Consider the following 17653-nt stretch of genomic DNA (forward strand, 5'->3'; position numbering starts at 1 on the left):
TTGATTACAGATGTAACAAAAACGAAATTGGATCTTATCCACGACAATATTTCAGCCTATGTGCAGAGGCAAAGCAGTCAATAATTATGTAAGAACACCGTTGACATCTCCTTACTCAAGAACAGGATAAGTTATCTGAATGTAGTAATGGGTATTATGTGGTTTGAGGTAAAATCAAGGAATATCAAGGTGTTGTAACTTCAAAATGTTTTAAGCCCGATAAGTATCTGTATCTGGATGCTGTCCAGCTTATTGTCTGGTGTCGGCTTACTGTACGAAAATTTAAGCTGTTTTGGTTTAGGGTCCAGCATATTTACTGAGCTATTGCCGATCAGAAGATGAGGCTGGTCGAGTTTGTATACATCTGCCACATCGTTTACTTTATAGGTTATTGTATCTCCATACCAGTTCGAAGTAATCGCCAGCAGGACTACTTCCCCTTCATTGTCGCTCGGCCAGAGATCAACAACTTTGTCAGCATCCTCATTTTTGATGCTCACATTTATTTTTTCATAAGCATCTACTTCCACTATCCGGTTCAAGCTTATATTCGGGCCATTCTGTATATCTATCTTCACTGTAACTGCAATCTTTTCGTTCATCAACGTACCTCCATGTACTAGTGTAAGACGTTTTTAAAGAGAGAATACCCGAACATGTGTATCGGGCTAAAAAACTTAATCGATTATTTAGATATTTTGTAAAGATTCGGAATAAGAACTATCTGGAAATGTTTTGAGCTGTTGGAATTCTACATATACGACATGTAAACCTGAGAAAACTTTGGTTCTGGAACTCATCCCCGTATTTCCAGTTCCGATACATAGAAGCAGACCTCATCCTGCTGGATAGCTACCCTAAGGGCATCTTCCGAGCCAAGTGCTTCTTTGAGCTCTTCCAGTGCGTTGAGGAAATTCCTGAAACTTTCATCTGTACTCCTTCCCTGGATGTTGTCTGCAAAAGCCATCATCAATTCCAGAAGCTCTTTCATGAATTCCATGAAGTCTTCCTCTTTTTGATAGACTTTATTGTTCACCGCATCTTTGGTATTCTGTGCAATTTTAAAGGCTATATCATTGTTAAATTGTATTCCAATTGCCTTAAAATTACTAACAGTGCATTTTAGCGCCCTTTCTCTCAGATACATAAAGAGCAATTCGAGCTGCTTCTGCAGTTTTTCAGAGAGGTTTTCAATATCTACAACTCCCCTCCCAAGATTATGCACATGGTCTTCACGGGAATATCTGTCAGAAGTTCCCACAATAAGGCTGGTACCTACGCTTTGCACAGTTGTTGCAGGTTCTCCCCCTCCCCCGGTGGAAGCAATTTCAATTGTATGGGTCGAAGGATTGGGAGTTATTGAAACATTTGAACCTGCAATAAGATCTACATTTCCACCGGGATTACTAACCCCATCTATACTCACGAGTGCCCCTGTCTGGATAGCAGTAACCTGATGTGGATTGTCTTTTTTTGCCGAGTGATTCTCCCCTATAGTAATACGATCGTTCGTATCATCAGGAGTAATAACGATCGAACCCTCAGGTACAAGATCTACATCTCCTCCGGCGTTGCCTACTCCATCAACACTAACCAATGCTCCTGTCTGGACAGCAGTGACTGCATGAGGATTATTGATATCAAGAATATGGCACTTAAAGAGCTGATACAGTTCTTTCTGAGTGAAAAATATCCTGTTTTTCGCAGTATCTTCAGAATCAACTGAATAAATACCATTTTCATCTTTTACCGTCGCAAGAAACACTCTTTCTTTATCTGCACACGAAGGACAGATTCTATGATCCTTCTCCAGGTCTTCAAGCCACACGGTCACATCTTTAAGTGGAGTAAATTCCAAACGGCACTCAAGTTCCTTTAATTCAGGAGCTTTATCTGAAGCTATTACCTCAAAACTTTCAACTGTTTTTCCCGGACAGCATTTTTCCGCACAGCTTGATGGATTTGAAGCTGAGGCGACATATCCGTCATAGCAGGCTTTGTATTTTAAATAGAGGTAAGGAGTGCCTGTCAGGTTCGAAACACTGCTCCCACTGCTATTCAATATCTTTTCTTCAGTATTAGGAGGCACGACAATTTCACGCCCACAGCAATCCAGAGCCGCCCCGCCGTCTATGAAAAGCATATTCAGATTTCCATCTGCTGCTGTTTTTATTTGGATCTGTTCAAAACCACAGATAAGCCCCGACCCATTAAGCAGCCTGTTGATTAGATGACGCTTTTCGTCAAAATAGCTCTGTTCCGTTTCAAAGTCCCTGACTGTCATCAGCTTGCCGTAAAAATACTTATTTTTCTCGAACTTGTGAAGCTGACAATCTTTGTTTTCTTTAGTATTGTTAGACATACTCCTACACTCCTTTATATTACGCATTGATAGATTACAACATTACCAGGACATTGTGCTGTCAATTCCCATACGCGCATGCCTTCCCACCTGTCCGGCCTGCTCCTCGTCATGAAGAACAGTATCCCTGCCAATAACGGATGTAACTCCGAGTAAAAATTCGGGTTTATTAAGCTTGGTGTTAATTCCCAGGTACGTGTGCATATCCAGATAGAACCACGGCTGAAGCACTTTCAGTCCATAACAGGTGTGCGCAGGCTTCTGCTCTTCAATGATCCTCCTTACACGACTGATAGTGACCGGATCCATATCGGAGTCTTCCAAAATCACACAGAAACCAAACCTTTCGGTTCCGTAAAGGATGTCAATTAAAGGTATCTCCTGATGAGCTTCTTCTAAGGCTCCATCTTTATCGGACCTCTTCAGGGTTTTTTCATCAAGGCATGCTTTGACCACAGCCTCTTCAGGAGGGAAAAAGATTATTTTCTCCTGACCTTGCTGCTCATTACAGTCTTCAGCAGCAACATGCTGACAGCGGTCCTTGCTCTTAAAAACCTCTACAATGAAGGGCTTTTTTCCCGTTAAGAGGAAAATGCTTTCTTCCAGTCCTTCCCTGGTACCCCTCTTTTTATACAGGAAAACCGCCTTACTGATAAAAAGCCTCTTCTTATCCTCAGGCCAATTCTCCTCCACAGCAAAAGCAAGCCAGGAACCAAGCCATGAAAGAAATTCAGGCGGAGTTCCATAGGCATCGAAATAGCGACCTATGTGCTCTATAGTATGATCGATATCAAAGAATATACTTTCAAATATCGAAAGAAAACGCTCAAGCAGTCCTTTGCTAAGAAGATCTTCCCGATAGATGGCCGGCAGGTGATCAAGATATGAGACCCTCGGGAAGAACACAGTGATCTTTCTGACCACCGGAGAACGTGTTTCAGTACCTGAGAGAATGATCTTGAACCACAGATATTGTCCCTGGGAATCTGCAAGAAAAAGTGCATCCCTTTTCTCATTACCCTGAACTGATGAAGTTTCGGAGATACGCTTGCGCCACTGATCTGGAGAGAGTGTTTTGATATCCACTACGTTATCGTTAGAAACATAATACAGGAACTCTAGCTGCGTGCCATTTTCAAATTCCCCTTCCAGCACCAACCTGTGCCACCTGGTATCAGGGGTCTGGCTGTCTATGGGCTTTGAGATATAATATCCGCTGAAAGCACCCTCTTTGTCCTGAAGATTTACTTTTTGGCGGATCAGAGATGTCAGTTTGTTTCCTTTATCATTGAGCACATACAGATTGCCCTTCGAATCACTGATCAGTTTACGACTTGCTCCTCTGTATGACCAAAGTGCGGTAAAGAGCTCGCCTGACAATTTATGGATCGTCTTTAAAGATATCTCGTTGTCAGATCCATCATCCTGCCCCATTTCACCTATGAACACCTGTTTACAGGCATCGACTACAATTCCGGAAGGTGAAAGATCTTCAGGCCGGATAGGTATCTCTTTTTCTCCAGTATTTGCATAAAAGATATGCAACTTTTTTTCATAAAGGACATATAAATTGCCCTCCGTATCTACAGTAAGGTCCTTTGGTTTTGAAGTTCCGGGATCAGGAGAATATAATGAATGAGGAGCAGGATAATCAACATTTTCCTTACTTATAGACAGAATTTTTCCCGTTTCACTTTCAAGAAGACATATATTCCCTTTGTTATCACATTCTATGTCAAGGATCTTGTGCAAAGGCTTTCCATCGTGATCTTTGCAGACAACCCACCGAATCTGGAAGTCCCTCTTTGAAAGTGCTATCATGCGGGCATTATCTGCACCATTTATTGAAACGAAATCTGCAATGTATAGTGTATCCCTGTCTACCCCGATCGCTGAAAGTGTGTTCAGTTTTAATGGAAGAATCCCAGGATAGCATCCGATTGCCTTCGGAGCATCGTTATGCTGATCGTATGTGAGGATCAGATTTCTTTTTTCATCTACAAGGTAAAAGACATCACATTCATCTATAGAGATATCAATTATGCTTAAATTATTATCATCAAGCAGTACATCCCCAAATTTGTACACATGATCGCTGTTTAAGCGTATATCACCACTTTCCAGATCCACGTTCTGTGCATAAGCTTTGAAACTGTCGAGGAGCTCTTTTGTGTTGATGAGTTTGTAATTTACTTTCTGCATACGATCACCCGCTTTTGCGGCACAGACCTGTTTCTCTGCTGAGCTTCACTGTGTGGCTGCCAGAATATACACATGCATGTTTTGAATTAAGCAAAAGGTTCCCATCGCTATCAGTAGATGCACCTTTATCCCCGGAAACTGAGAGTTTTATAACACAGTTCACACCCTCAACATGCTCTATAAGATTGTACAATTCTGAAACATAAACAGCCCTGCCTATAGGCCAGCCTTTTCCATCCTCTCCCCCCTTTATCGGGTGGAGGAAGCCATTGAGCTTTTTGATCACGTTGTCCCGAACCAGGCTGTCGTCACGAAAACCATCCATCGGAACAACTGTGGCGATGACACTGACCTTTACATAATCAGGCGGGATCACATGGATCTGAGTTCCAAGAAGACGGTGCTTGTCCAGATGCCTGCATACTGCATTTTTGAATCCCTCGGAAGGCTGTGGGGGGACATTCAATATCTCAAGAGGCGTATAAGGAATGATCACAACTGTCACAGACCCCTTGTTATCGTCAGGATTTATCGCTTTGGGGTTAAAAGGGTCGTAATTTGGGATCGCTTTTGCTCTTGCCACCCTCAGACCGGGTGTATTTATAGCTATATATTCAAAATCCTTTGCTGTGACAGTTGTATAGGGAGTTCGTAGATCTTTAAGAAAATCCTCGATCGCCTCTTCAATGGTCTGTGCATCCATTCCACCGCTTGCAGGTCTGTGATTTGTTATGAAACCGTTAAATCCATCTACATTCCAGGTATATTCTGCGTTCAGATTTACTTCTGCGCCTCCTCCGCTCGCATATCCCATAATCCGTATTGCAGAGCCGGCAGGAGGTACAAAACCTCTCTCCCCATCACCAAATTTAATTTTACCTTTTTCATAATCAAAGACAAAGTGTTTATCAGAGGGGCCAGACCCGTCCAGATCTTCAAATTCTTTCCAGTCTTCTTCTTCAATTGATAATTTCAATGTCCTGTCAAGGACGGGAATTTCCTTTAGCTTAAAGACCTGATTTGGCAACCCGGTACTGATCCGCTCCTCATTATCATCCTTTACTGTAAAACCATGAGTTGCAGAAACCGTATTAAGCCTCAAATTTTCTATGCGGGGAGGATATTCGTAACATGAATCTTCCACCCGGCAGCGCAGCCAGAAATAATCAGAATTAAATTTCTGACCCGGGATCGTTGATGAAGCTGTCCATCCTTCTATTCCTTCAAAAATTATTCTTCCGCTCTTCCTGAAATCCTTTGTTTCATCAACGGCATCAATATATTTCCAAATATTTCCATTTGAAGATACCGAAAATTCCCATTTCAAGCGTGCGTTCTTAAACTCATAATCCTGTTCCTCTCCATGCTTTCCAGGTGCTATGAGGTCTTTTTCATAGAGATAGCACATAAAGTCCAGTGCATCAGGAACATTACCATTCTCTGTTTTGAACCCGAGATACAGGGCACAGCCCTTCTGGACATATTCCCCAAAGGGAGCAAAGAAAAGATCTCCGTTTTCATTTGAACTGCTTCTATCAAAAATACCCGACGTGAACTCATCAACCACTATTTTCTCAAGTGTCGCAGGAAGTATAGTAATATCATTATCTAACTGAAAATGAACTCTTTTTCCCTCAATCTTTGTTGATACCAACATGCCTTTTTTCAATACTGGCTTTTGCGCTACTGACTTTTGAGAAGAAGTGAATGTTAAGTCCACTTTTGCAGGTTTTGCCGGCTGGGGCCTGATTCCCAGCAGCTTGAGATATTTCAAGCGATGCTGATCTGTCACACGATCGATCCGATATAAGGCTATCTCAGAAAGCCACGCAAAAAGCTCGATAAGAGTTATACCGGGATCGCTTTCATTGTGATCGGTCCATGCCGGAGAATATCGTGGAACAAGTGTTCTGGCTTCAGCTACCAGCTGCTCGAATGTTCTATCATCAAGATCAGGCTTAGGCAGCGACATATTAATTCCCCTCCTTTTTGCTATTCTCCCATTTTACGGTAATCTCATGTTCACCATTGCATGGAAGAGCATATTCAGGCAGCTTCACCATGGCGGATGCATCATCGATCTTCATGACCTTTGAACTGTTGTGAAGACTTATTGTTACGTTATTTACATGGTCCACGTCTTCTATTTTTTCAAGTATTGAGTAGATGTCAGATATGCATGGGGCAAAGCCGAAACCCCAGCCTTTTCCCTCAGCTGAACCGGTTAGGGGATGCAAGAACTCGGTGATCCTTCTTTTGGCTTCCATTTCTACTATCGGCATCTCATCAATAACACCGGTAACTAGCTCAGCGCCAACATCTATCTTCACATAAGAAGGTGCCATTACATTCAGGTTTACTACGGCAGGACACCTTTCGGTCAAGTATTCTGTTACCTGACGTTTTAATTCAGTGGGGGGCACAGGTTGCGGGTCTGAACTTGCAGGGACGATGATCACTGTTACGCAACCTGTGCTGAATTTCCCTTCGGAATTAAAATTAGGAAGTACCTTGACCCTGGACACATTCCTGGAAGCTTCCTTTGCCAGCCATTCGTAATCCTCAGCTGCCATCGCCCTGTTCCTATGTTTAAGGATAACAGGTGCCCTATTAAGCAGACTTTCGATATCTTCTGTTTCACTGCCACCCTCAGAGCTGACAGGATTGAAGACCTTATCTGCAAAAGCTATGGAACTCTGAAGCTTTGAAATCGCTAAAGCCTCAAGATTTCCTGATCTTCCTCCGCCTATGCTGTACGTAGCTCTGATATTGTTAGCACCTATGGGAGGAAGCATCCCATGTTTTCCATCTCCGAAAGATACCTCGCCTGAAGTTCTGTCAATTATGTAATGTCGGCCTTTGCCTGTCGATTCAAAGAAGTCATGTACTGCTGTCCACTTGACCCAGAATTCCAGGATATTGCCTCTATCATTCTTTCTTAAGATCAAGTTGCCTGGACCTTCCAGCAGTATCTGCTTTTCCTTTTCTGAAAGGGCAGTGTTCTCATTCACCCATATAGTTTCATTTATTACTGGAGTGTTAATAAGACTGAACTTTTGATTTGCTTCTCCATTACCTGAGCCAAGTATTTCATCTCTGATCGTCCTTGATTGCACAGCCCAGACTGAATTAAAATAAAAACCAAGGACCTTCGGAGGAAGTTTTTCTAGATCTTCAGGCATCATATCAATATTAAAAAGTTCAAACTCCTTTTCACATTCTTTAATCTCCTCAACATCTAAAATTTTGATTGGAGTTGAAGCATCAGATCCCTTGATCAAACGTTGCTCATCTGCTTTAGGGGCATTTAATACCATTTTCGGATTCAGGACAACAGGAAAGTCCATAACTTTCAGAGGCTCTATTCTGGACAAATCCAAGCCTTTCATCACTAAATTTCTATAAATTGAAGGCCTCTTCTTTTTTAAATGCATTATATATTGCTGAGGAGGCAAGGAATTTTGTGAATCAGTAACAAAAAGTTCTCTATTAAATAAATCTCCCGTTATTACTGCCCGAATCCAGTACAGATCCTCTGCACCGAATAATTGAGAAGCTTTCATTTTTTCCGGAACAGTGAATTTCACCATTTCCATTTTCTTAAACCCTGAGGTTTTATCCAGTACTTCCAGTTCTTTCCATTCTTCAGGGTCTTCATCACTTAGGTACTGCCACTTTGCTTTTGGAGTGAATGATTCCGGGTATTCAAGGCTTTCATCAATATTTATAAAAAGGCTGAATGGTCCCTTTTTGAGTTCTCTGTCAAATCCAAAATAAACCGCTGGATATGTATCCGGAAGAGCCAGGAAAGGCCTTGATCTGGCATTTGTTTTTAGTTCATCGAGGCAATTCTTTGATTCGATGTTGTTCGTAGCAAAAATGTATTCTGGCTGGGTCTCTTTTCCAGTTCCATCATAAAGGATTTTAAGATCTTTTATCTTAGGGGGACAGAAAGAACCAGGATTAACACTATTACCATTGATCTCGTATTCTTTTCCGTAGTTTCCTCCCACCAGCCGGGTGCGGATCCAGTAATTTTCTTTTCCATTAACTCTGACTGGTTTTACATCAGGCATATCAGAAATAGTTAAAACCATGGAAATGAAATCAGATGCAGTAGCTCTTCTGGAATTACTTCGTTTGGCACATTCAGTATTATCACTTAAGTTTTTCTTGTCACTTTCATCAATCTTAAGAATGCTCCAGCTTTCCCCATCCCAGTACTCCCATGAAAGTATGGGGATATCCGATCTATCAGATGAACTCGGATTACCATGATCCAAACTAAAATTCAGACTGACTTTATATCCTTTTTTTGAAAAAGCATCCTCACACGCTATGTAAAAGGTATCGTAAATTTGTGGTTTTGTTCCAAAAGGATACAGTGTCTTCTCCGGACTTTCTATCGGAATAGGAGTATCGTTGTAATATAAAAGATCAGGCACTATCCCCTGTAAATCTGTATTGCTGGAGGTATCTTTGCTCTCCATGTGCGCTGTTTCTACAGTTTTGTCGAAAAATTGCTTTCGAGCCGCTTCAAGGATGTTTTGAGCCCGTTTCCTACTGCATTGGAGCCGAAATGCCAATTCTTCTTCATTGAGCTTTAATAGTTGATCAAGAGTTTCAATTTTATTTGGAATGTTGTTTCCTGCAAGTTTGGAATAGAACACATCTCCTATTCCTTGCACCTTTTTTACAGATTCACTTTTATGGACGGAGGTCTGCATAGGCGAAATTGAGACCTTAAGTCCTGTTAAGCTCAGATCCTTGAACTCATCTATCTGGTTCTCGGATATTTCACACTTTATCCATCTGCTCTCTATACCGTTTATCGCCACTTTATCAGAGATCACTGCCTCATTTTCGATTGCTTTACATTCACCGGTAGCAGGATCCTTTTTTATTATTACCTGATTTCCATTAACTGCAACACTTCCAAAACGACACCACCTTATTGCCTCAACTTCTTTTCCATCCTTTTTTTCTTTTATCTTTACTCCATATTTCCACTCAGCAAGCCCCTTTTGCTTCTCTGTATCATTATATCCTAGTTTACGCAGTAAGTTCACATCACTTCCACAAAAAAGAACACTGATGTATCCTTCCTGCAAGTTGAAGAGATTTTCATCTCCTATATAGAGAACATGTTCCTGTAAGGAGCTATCTCCTGTAAAAAGCTCTGCTGGTGCTGTTCCATTTATGGCTACTGTATGTTCGAATATTTCGTCTTTGTCCTTTATCACACTATAAACGGATACCAGCTTTGATGGCGTTGCAATAATATTTGTTTCCGTCTCAAAGATGACCGGCTTTCCGTCAGGACCTTCTGCAGAGGCCTGCACAGAAGACTCAATCAGCACATTTTCAGAAGTTCCTTCGCTGAGCACGAACGTAAGCGGGACTCTTGCAGGGCTGGCAGGGATCAGTGAAAAATCGAGCATTTCAAGAAAAGATAGAAAATGCTTGTGAGGAGCTTCATTTAATCTGCTTGTGATGGTATCTGTCATGTTGGCAAAGATCCTTGAAAGGCCAACCCCAAAGTCCCTCTCATCTTCAGTATTCCACTCAGGCACATAAAATGACGCCTTCTTCCTGATATCTGCCAATATTGTTTCCGCATTCATCTGGCTGATCTGGGGTGCTCTCATAGGCTCACACTCCCTCTTTGATGTAGAAGGGATAGACCATATTGAATTGGGTATTGGTTGTCCGAACCTTGTAATCAATGTTTATCAATAGCTTTCCCTCCTCTTTTGACCTTGTATCAGCCTTTACACCAAGCACTTCAATGCGCGGCTCCCACTTTGTCAATGCCTCGTGGACTGTATTCTCTATAAGATGGAGATTCAGTGTATCCATTGAACAGAAAACGTATTCATTTATGCCGCATCCAAAATCAGGCCGCATCAAACGTTCACCTTTTGCGGTCCCAAGGATGATCCAGATAGCCTCTTTAATATCGTCCTCAAAGCTTGAAACTGCCACTTTCCTATTGTAGTCCACATTGAATGGAAATTTCCATCCTTTTCCCAGAAACTCCCTGCCCATTTCAGATCCCCTTTTCCCAAAGCATATTGACCTTTCAGCCCCCGCTTTTGTCTTTACCCTATCAGCACAGTGGGACATCCCATCACAATAGTGTTAGGAGGACCGATTTCTGCAATGACATCTCCCTGTCTGGCAGCAGGTAGGTTGTTAATGAACACCGTAACACTTCCTGCTATCACAACTCCTCCCACATGAGGTACTACCCCTGAAATAAGAGGGCAGTTATGAATATCAGCTGTTGCTCTCCAGGCAGGCATACCTCCTATCAGTACATTAGGACTTCCAGGCCCCGGACCTAAAGGAGTTCCATGCGATGTCACATCTCCAACTCTTGCTGCAGGCGGCATAAAATAACCTCAGTTTATCTTTATAGGCATCCCCTGGATGGTCAAAGCGGCATTGGATTTCAGTGTTAAGGAAGTGGATCCCTCGATCTCCACAATATTTGCCTTGATAGTAAGCTTCATCGCACTTTCCATTGCAATGGAATTCTGTACTGAGTCAATAGTAATTTTGTTATTTCCGCTCTTATCCACAATTTCGATCTTTTCCTTGCCGCTGGAATCATCCAGGATTATCCTGTGTCCTCCTTTGGTGTGTATCTCGATCTTTTCCTGCTTCGCTTTGTCATCATCATTGAATATGAGCTCATGCCCGCTTCTGGACCTTATCTTACGGATGTTGTTCTTCCCATCTGCATTGGTTTCAGGTGGTTTGTCCTGTCCGTTCCAGAGAGCACCGATCACGTAAGGAAAGGTGATATCCCCCCGATCAAAGGCCACAAGCACTTCATCACCTACTTCAGGATAAAAGACGATCCCTCTTTCGTTCCCAGCCATAGGACTTGCGATCCTGGCCCAGTAGCTTTCATCGTTCTCTCCTCTCCAGGGCAGGTTCACCTTTACTCTACCACGCTTTTCCGGATCACTATTATTTGTTACAATGCCAATAGCAACTCCGTAGATGTTCCTGTTCTGCTGGCTTTCTTCCCTGCTTAACAATTCACTAAGGCCCATTATAAACACCTTCGAACTTCAAGGGTAGTTTTGTAGCCGCTTTCCCCAAGCACATGCCTCGTCTTTGTAACATAGTAAACTCCACTGAAGAAACATTTCCCCACCTTTTCAATATTTATCGTCATGCCAGACCGAAGTTGCGGATTCCCGGCACATTCAAGAGTTCCTGTAATGAATCCCATATTTCGTTTTTTCAATTCAGAAAGGGCGATTGCCTTTGCTTCTTCTCTGGAGCGTACAACCCTCCCCTCCAGTTTTAAGCTGCTCTTTTCTCCTTCTGCCTTTTCTACAATACTGGAAAAATCGGGGATTCCTATACTGCTTTCTATCTCTTTGATATTTGCTTTTTCGGAAATGGTTTTCTTTTCTTGTTCACTCCATGCAGTTACTCTAACTTCATGTACCAGATTTGCAGAGCTCATTCGCGGACTGAAACTTATTATATTCTGATTAAATGTGAAGCTTACATTTGCAGTAAGATCATCTTTTGGTTTTCTGAAATAGAGAGTTTTATTCCTTACAAAAAACTCAAAGCCAATGTTTTTTGCAAGGCCCTGCAAAAAGGCATAGTCCATTTCATCGACTTTTCGTTCTATTTTTGGATGGACTATCAGTTTATCGCTTTCTACACCAGCAGGAGACAAATCATTCTTCATAGCGATCTCCCTGGCCACATCTGCATAGGTCACATTGTCACATTTTACTTTATGCTGTCTTTTTTGCAGGTCATGGGAAAGGTCATAACCTTCTACGATCAGTGCCTGAGGCCCCCCTGACAGAAAACCAGGTGATATAGCTTTGATCTTACCCATAATTGTTCCTTGCTCCTGAGGTGCAGAAGCATATCCAAAAGAGATCATGATCCTGGTGCCGGGCTCGATACGTCTGTCATCCAACCATTTGAATTGCTGTTTGGCGAGATCGAACTGTTCATTGAAAGAGATCTTAAACATGCCAGGACTTTCCAGATCTTCATCGATCTCTACTCCAATTATGTCATCCTTTGGAATGCCCTCGTTATTTTCTTCCCATTTAACAGTAAAAGAGGGAACATATATTTCCGGACCTATTAGAAGACCTGCCATGTCTTACTCCACGGATGGAATAACTAATTCCATTCCCATTTCAAGCGATCTTGGATCATGAATCTTATTTGCATCTGCAATATGCCTCCACAGTGCCGGATCTCCGTATTCTCTGTAGGCGATCGACCATAAACTGTCCCCCTGCTTTGTTACATATAGTTTTGTCCTGTCAGAGGATTCTACTACCCTTTCACGTTCATTAAGCCCGATTTTGAATTCTTTAAGTGTTATACTGAGCCTGGCACGGACAGGAATGCCATCTGAATTGAACATTGTAAAGCGCGTGGTCACCCTTTCCAGTACACAGGCAAAGGGTTCCTGTGAAGACATTCCCCATATAAAATGCAAATTAGGTGGGGCATGTATTTTTGGGTCAATGTTCATAAGGTCAGAAAGCTGTTTTGTAAAATCCCGAACATCGGTTCCTGCCTCATAGGTATCATAAAATGCTTCAAGCGTGATACTGCCTGTATTCCCTTTCACGTACTGCAAGTAAGGAGCTTCGAGGCCAGGAATGGAGATCTCTGCAAACGTGTTACTTTTTTCAAAGGAATATTCTGGTGGGAAATAGAGGATCTCGATCTGTTCTCCTTTCTTATTACCATTCAAAATTTCAATGAACCCTTTTTTTGCTTTTGGATTTACTGCCATTTACAGAATTCCCCTCCTTTCACATTCTATCTTTAAACGATGGTCTATTTGCCTGTAGACCTGCTCCGAGATCTGATCAATGTTAAACTGACGTTTAAGATCAGTTTCTATTTTGGAATATGTAATGGCAGATTGTGTCAGCATTGTCTCTTTTGTGAGGGCTACACTGCTTTTTATTTCCATGAGTTTCTGATTTATCAGGTGATCTAGATCAGGCAGAGCATGAAAAACAAGTTCTTTGCCTGCTCCTGAAACATCGCTTACCTCTATGTTCCGAGAAACAATACCCTCGTTGCTGACAGCAGAATTTCTGGCTCCGTTAATTCTCAGGATATTCTTGGAATCAGGGAGGCCGAACCCATACTTATGGGCCGGATGAACCGGGAAATTTCTGTTAACACCGGCCAGGCTGAGGGAAGAGATAAGATTATTTTTTTTCCATCCAGAGCGAACAATGTCAGTGAGATCTGTATTTGGCATGTATGATGGTAAAGACAGCTTATGCCCTGATTCAAAATAAGATATCAACTTATTTGTATTGTGAACAGAATAATTTTTGATATCTTCTGCTCTATATAGCTTTCCTTCATTCAGGATATCCCTATTAGTAACTTTTCTTAAAAAACTGACAGAATTTAAACGACCTGGAGCTCCCAATGGGCTATGTATTACCTTTTTTGAAGGCAAACCCATTATATTTGAAACAAATATCTTTTTCGCTTCTTTAGTGGCAACAGGGACCCGCTGAAAAATCTTTTTTGGCAAAGATATTGCTGATCCCTTTACATAATATCTGTTATTCTTGAGTGCTGAAACCTCTGTAACAGTCTTATAGGCAAAACCCTGGAACATTTGTTGCAGTCGGACGGTCACATGCATTTTGTTGTGCAAAGTGATGAACCATCGGGGAATTTGATCGTAAACAAGTGCTGGAAAAAGAATATATTTTCTTTTTCCTGGCAGGTGTTTATGCATAATTCTTGTATGGAACTTAGGATCAGATAAAGTAAACATTTTAATCCACCCGTCAGCTATCTTTCTTGATACCATTATGAACCAGTTCAACGGTCTCGAATGCAATTGTATTGCTGTCAGCCTTAAGGTCGGGTCCGGTCCATTTAACCGGGTATGCAGCGGAAAAATTCCAGCGCCATTTATCCTCTCCTGTAGCATCCATTAAAATGATAGCTCCTGATTTCCTTTCGAACTTGCCGTTCACCACGTCCTGATACCACTGCCACATCTGGTCAAGCTCGGTGATTCCCCGTTTTAAAATGATTTTCTGGTACTTTGTTCTTTTAGGAAGCTGATGCACATAATCGTTGACACCTCCTTCCTCATAGGATTCGGTCTCTGTTTCTATCTGAAGGCCCGTAACCTCGGACATCTGGGCAAATGTGATCCCATCGATCTCTACACGAAACCGAAAGGACATGAAAGGATCCGTTTTTCCTGCAGTGGTCACCTTTTTCCCCCCTTTGCATCTGAAGAAAATAGAATATACCTTATTCTACCTCGAGAATACTCCGTTGTTTCTCTTCACTCATGCGCTGATTGATTCTGGAGATCTCTTCACACCATCTATGTCTATCCTGGTGTTCCATATTGATTATTTCTTCAAGGGACCAGTGGAAATGGTATGCAATAAAGGCTACCTCCTCGTATATCCTCTCGGGGGGGTAGCCTTTCATTCCCCCAGATACTCACTCTCAATATCGAATTTCTCTCCGCATTTTGGACATGTAGTTCTTATTTTGGATGTGCCGTCTTCGTTAATTCTGTTGTAAAAGTCCTGCAGGAAGGCAAGGTCCGAAGCAAAGAGGTTCTCGATCGTATTTGTGCTGATGTGCTCCAGATTCCCAAGTTTTGTGATCACCCTTGAAAGCAGGATCACAGTGAGGTAAGCTGGATTTGCCTGTACCTTCGGATCCTTTAATGGAAGGATCTCATCGGCTGCAGTGGCCAGACGCATGATACCATTTTTATGCAGAGTTCCTTCCTGGTCCACATACCCCCGGGGTAAATCAAATTCGAATTCTGTCTGGAATGTCACTTATATGCCTCCGCATTATCAGGAATCCCTCTTAAAGCCTTCATGCACTATTTCCAGTGTCTCGATGGCAACTTCATTACCTTTGGCACTGAAATCCACTGGATCATATTTACTTGGCCATGCTCTTACAATGTTCCACCGTGCCTTATCACTTCCAGCCTCGTCGATAAGTATGATGGACATATTTCTCCTCGCACCCTGAGCACCCGAATCTATGACCTGCTGCCTCCAATTATAAAGGTCCATGGAATCTGTGATCCCCCATTTGAGGGTGATGTTCCCGTATTTGGTTAAACCTGAAAGCTTACGGAATACAGGTATTTCGTCCCCTTCCCTATATTCAACAGGGTCGGTGGTGGTATCTGCAAAAGTACACTCGCTAAAACCAGCCTGGCTTATTCCATCGATTTCAACCCTGAACCTGAACTGTCTGTATGGATCCTGTCTTACCATTATAGTTTCCTCCAATGATTATTCTCTTTTTCAGGAATGCAACTGCCATTTATTCCGTGGCTGCGCTCCCTCCTGCCCACTGGGCTATACGGAATATCACAAATTCTGCAGGTTTTACAGGAGCTATGCCGATCACACAGATCAACCTGCCATTGTCAATATCGTCCTGGGTCATGGTCGTCCTGTCGCATTTCACAAAGAACGCTTCTTCGGGCTTTGTACCCATCAGAGCGCCGTCCTTCCAGACAGTGGTAAGGAATTGGGTGATGGTAGCCCTGACCCTTGCCCAGAGCCTTTCGTTGTTCGGCTCGAAAACAACCCACTGAGTGCCTTTTTCAATGGACTCTTCAATATAGATGAAAAGACGGCGGACATTGATGTATTTCCAGAGAGGATCAAGCACGATATTCCTGGCTCCCCATACGAGTATTCCCCGATCTGTAAAATTACGGATCACATTGATCCCTCTGGGGTTCAGGATGCCTTGCTCATCTTTAGTTAACTCGAACTCAAGCCCTAATGCTCCTCTTACAACCTCATTTGCAGGAGCCTTATGCACTCCACGCTCGATATCGCTGCGGGCATAGATGCCAGCAACATGCCCGCCTGGCGGGACCTGCTTGATCTGCTGGCTCAGGGGATCATACACCTTTAACCATGGATAGTAGATAGCCCCGTACTTGGATTGTCTGCCAGCAGTGCTAATAATTGTCAAGCCTGAAATGTTAGGGTTGTCTTTCCCCACTTCAAGGATAGCAAACCTGTCCTTGAGGACTTCACACTGGGTAAGAAGATCGCTTATTAATGTCTTCCTTATATCCGAAGAGAGTTGATGCAGGTCCGGAGCACATAGGATGGATATTTCATCGATATCCCCTAAAGCAGTAAGCCCCTCTTTTTTCCCCGGTACTGCTGCAGGATCTCCGAGGAAGTCACGCCTGCTTAATGGCACTGATGTTTCTTCTGCATCAAGGCCGTCTTCCAAGACATCGAAAAATACAGTGTCTTCTGTGTTTGAAGGCCTGCCTGAACCTTCCATGACTACGAGATTTGAAAGATTGTTCAGTGGATCTCCTAACTTTTTAAGAAAAAAGTCCGATGATGTTGCATCTTCTGAAAGATTGTCAAAAGTCTCCACAGAATCCGCTCTTTCAAGTAGTTCCCTAAATTTTCTCTCTTTTTCCGTGTCGGGAACATTAAAATTTGCTGGAAAATTCACATTCTTCCAGTAAGCTATTGTCAGTTTAAAGGATCGTTTTCCGGCAGGTTCATCATTTTCAGGGTCGATCGAAGAATTGTCAACTCTTATAGCAACCCTGTTGCCCCAGGCCCCTTCTCCAATGGCCTTGAAGATCACTTCGCCCTTGGTCAAAGCAGCAGATTCTGCTCCTCCGGCACCTTCAACACCCCGTCGGACAACCCGTGCAATATAACAACGTTTACCTCCATTACTGAAAAAACCTTCCACTGCATATGGAAGGTAGGAATCTTCGGTATAACTGCCGTAGACTCTCATGAACTGGGTCCAGCTTGTGACCAGTTTAGGCGGGATTGTGGGGCCGCGCTCGGTAAGACCGAGGAAACCCACTGTACTTGTACTCACTCCTTCGATCGGCCTGGCACCGATCTCAAACTCTTCTATATAGACTCCTGGTGTTAAATACTCTGGAATGATGTTCTCCTCCTTATATATTTATAGTGTTATTGAAATATATTTTACTGATCTACAACTAATCTAAATGTTATCATGAAAACAAAAACAATTATGAATTATAATTTGAAA

16 protein-coding genes are annotated in these 17653 nt (G+C 42.5%); all 16 read right to left on the reverse strand.

Annotated features, from left to right (window positions below; genetic code table 11):
- Positions 1 to 200: 200 nt before the first annotated feature.
- Positions 201 to 602, reverse strand: coding sequence for a hypothetical protein (locus METHO_RS07670; protein WP_015324969.1), 402 nt, complete (start codon positions 600 to 602; stop codon positions 201 to 203).
- A gap of 194 nt (positions 603 to 796) precedes the next feature.
- Positions 797 to 2362, reverse strand: coding sequence for a hypothetical protein (locus METHO_RS07675; protein ID WP_015324970.1), 1566 nt, complete (start codon positions 2360 to 2362; stop codon positions 797 to 799).
- A gap of 42 nt (positions 2363 to 2404) precedes the next feature.
- Positions 2405 to 4564 (reverse strand): phage tail protein, encoded by a 2160-nt coding sequence (locus tag METHO_RS07680; RefSeq protein WP_015324971.1) that lies wholly within the window; start codon positions 4562 to 4564, stop codon positions 2405 to 2407.
- A gap of 4 nt (positions 4565 to 4568) precedes the next feature.
- Positions 4569 to 6536, reverse strand: coding sequence for a putative baseplate assembly protein (locus METHO_RS07685; RefSeq protein WP_015324972.1), 1968 nt, complete (start codon positions 6534 to 6536; stop codon positions 4569 to 4571).
- 1 nt (position 6537) lies between these two features.
- Positions 6538 to 10212 (reverse strand): putative baseplate assembly protein, encoded by a 3675-nt coding sequence (locus METHO_RS07690; RefSeq protein ID WP_015324973.1) that lies wholly within the window; start codon positions 10210 to 10212, stop codon positions 6538 to 6540.
- A 4-nt stretch (positions 10213 to 10216) separates the two neighbouring features.
- A complete protein-coding gene (locus METHO_RS07695) occupies positions 10217 to 10612 on the reverse strand; it encodes a GPW/gp25 family protein (protein ID WP_015324974.1) in 396 nt (131 codons plus the stop codon).
- A gap of 53 nt (positions 10613 to 10665) precedes the next feature.
- Positions 10666 to 10959, reverse strand: coding sequence for a PAAR domain-containing protein (locus METHO_RS07700; RefSeq protein ID WP_015324975.1), 294 nt, complete (start codon positions 10957 to 10959; stop codon positions 10666 to 10668).
- A 9-nt stretch (positions 10960 to 10968) separates the two neighbouring features.
- The gene (locus METHO_RS07705) at positions 10969 to 11628 is read right to left on the reverse strand and encodes a phage baseplate assembly protein V (RefSeq protein ID WP_015324976.1); all 660 of its coding nucleotides are present in this window, start codon (positions 11626 to 11628) and stop codon (positions 10969 to 10971) included.
- Positions 11628 to 12713 carry a phage late control D family protein gene (locus METHO_RS07710; RefSeq protein ID WP_015324977.1) on the reverse strand — a complete coding sequence of 362 codons (1086 nt, stop codon included), beginning with the start codon at positions 12711 to 12713 and terminating at the stop codon, positions 11628 to 11630. Before METHO_RS07710 ends, METHO_RS07705 begins: the two co-directional genes overlap by 1 nt.
- A gap of 3 nt (positions 12714 to 12716) precedes the next feature.
- A complete protein-coding gene (locus METHO_RS07715; protein WP_015324978.1) occupies positions 12717 to 13364 on the reverse strand; it encodes a CIS tube protein in 648 nt (215 codons plus the stop codon).
- Positions 13365 to 14378 carry a hypothetical protein gene (locus tag METHO_RS13900; RefSeq protein ID WP_015324979.1) on the reverse strand — a complete coding sequence of 338 codons (1014 nt, stop codon included), beginning with the start codon at positions 14376 to 14378 and terminating at the stop codon, positions 13365 to 13367.
- Positions 14379 to 14391: 13 nt separating this feature from the next.
- Positions 14392 to 14829, reverse strand: a complete 438-nt coding sequence (locus METHO_RS07725) for a phage tail protein (protein ID WP_015324980.1) — start codon at positions 14827 to 14829, stop codon at positions 14392 to 14394.
- Between the two features lie 40 nt (positions 14830 to 14869).
- Entirely contained in the window at positions 14870 to 15055 is a 186-nt protein-coding gene (locus METHO_RS07730) for a DUF6760 family protein (RefSeq protein ID WP_015324981.1), read from the reverse strand.
- Complete coding sequence (locus METHO_RS07735; RefSeq protein ID WP_015324982.1) at positions 15052 to 15417, reverse strand: hypothetical protein; 366 nt, start codon at positions 15415 to 15417, stop codon at positions 15052 to 15054. The genes METHO_RS07730 and METHO_RS07735 overlap by 4 nt, the downstream gene beginning before the upstream one ends.
- Positions 15418 to 15435: 18 nt before the next feature.
- Positions 15436 to 15870, reverse strand: coding sequence for a phage tail protein (locus tag METHO_RS07740; protein ID WP_015324983.1), 435 nt, complete (start codon positions 15868 to 15870; stop codon positions 15436 to 15438).
- A 49-nt stretch (positions 15871 to 15919) separates the two neighbouring features.
- Positions 15920 to 17473: a phage tail sheath family protein gene (locus tag METHO_RS07745; RefSeq protein WP_216594302.1), complete on the reverse strand. Its 1554-nt coding sequence runs from the start codon at positions 17471 to 17473 to the stop codon at positions 15920 to 15922.
- Positions 17474 to 17653 lie beyond the last annotated feature (180 nt).

The sequence above is a fragment of the Methanomethylovorans hollandica DSM 15978 genome, from assembly GCF_000328665.1.
GTDB classification, from domain to species: Archaea; Halobacteriota; Methanosarcinia; order Methanosarcinales; family Methanosarcinaceae; genus Methanomethylovorans; species Methanomethylovorans hollandica.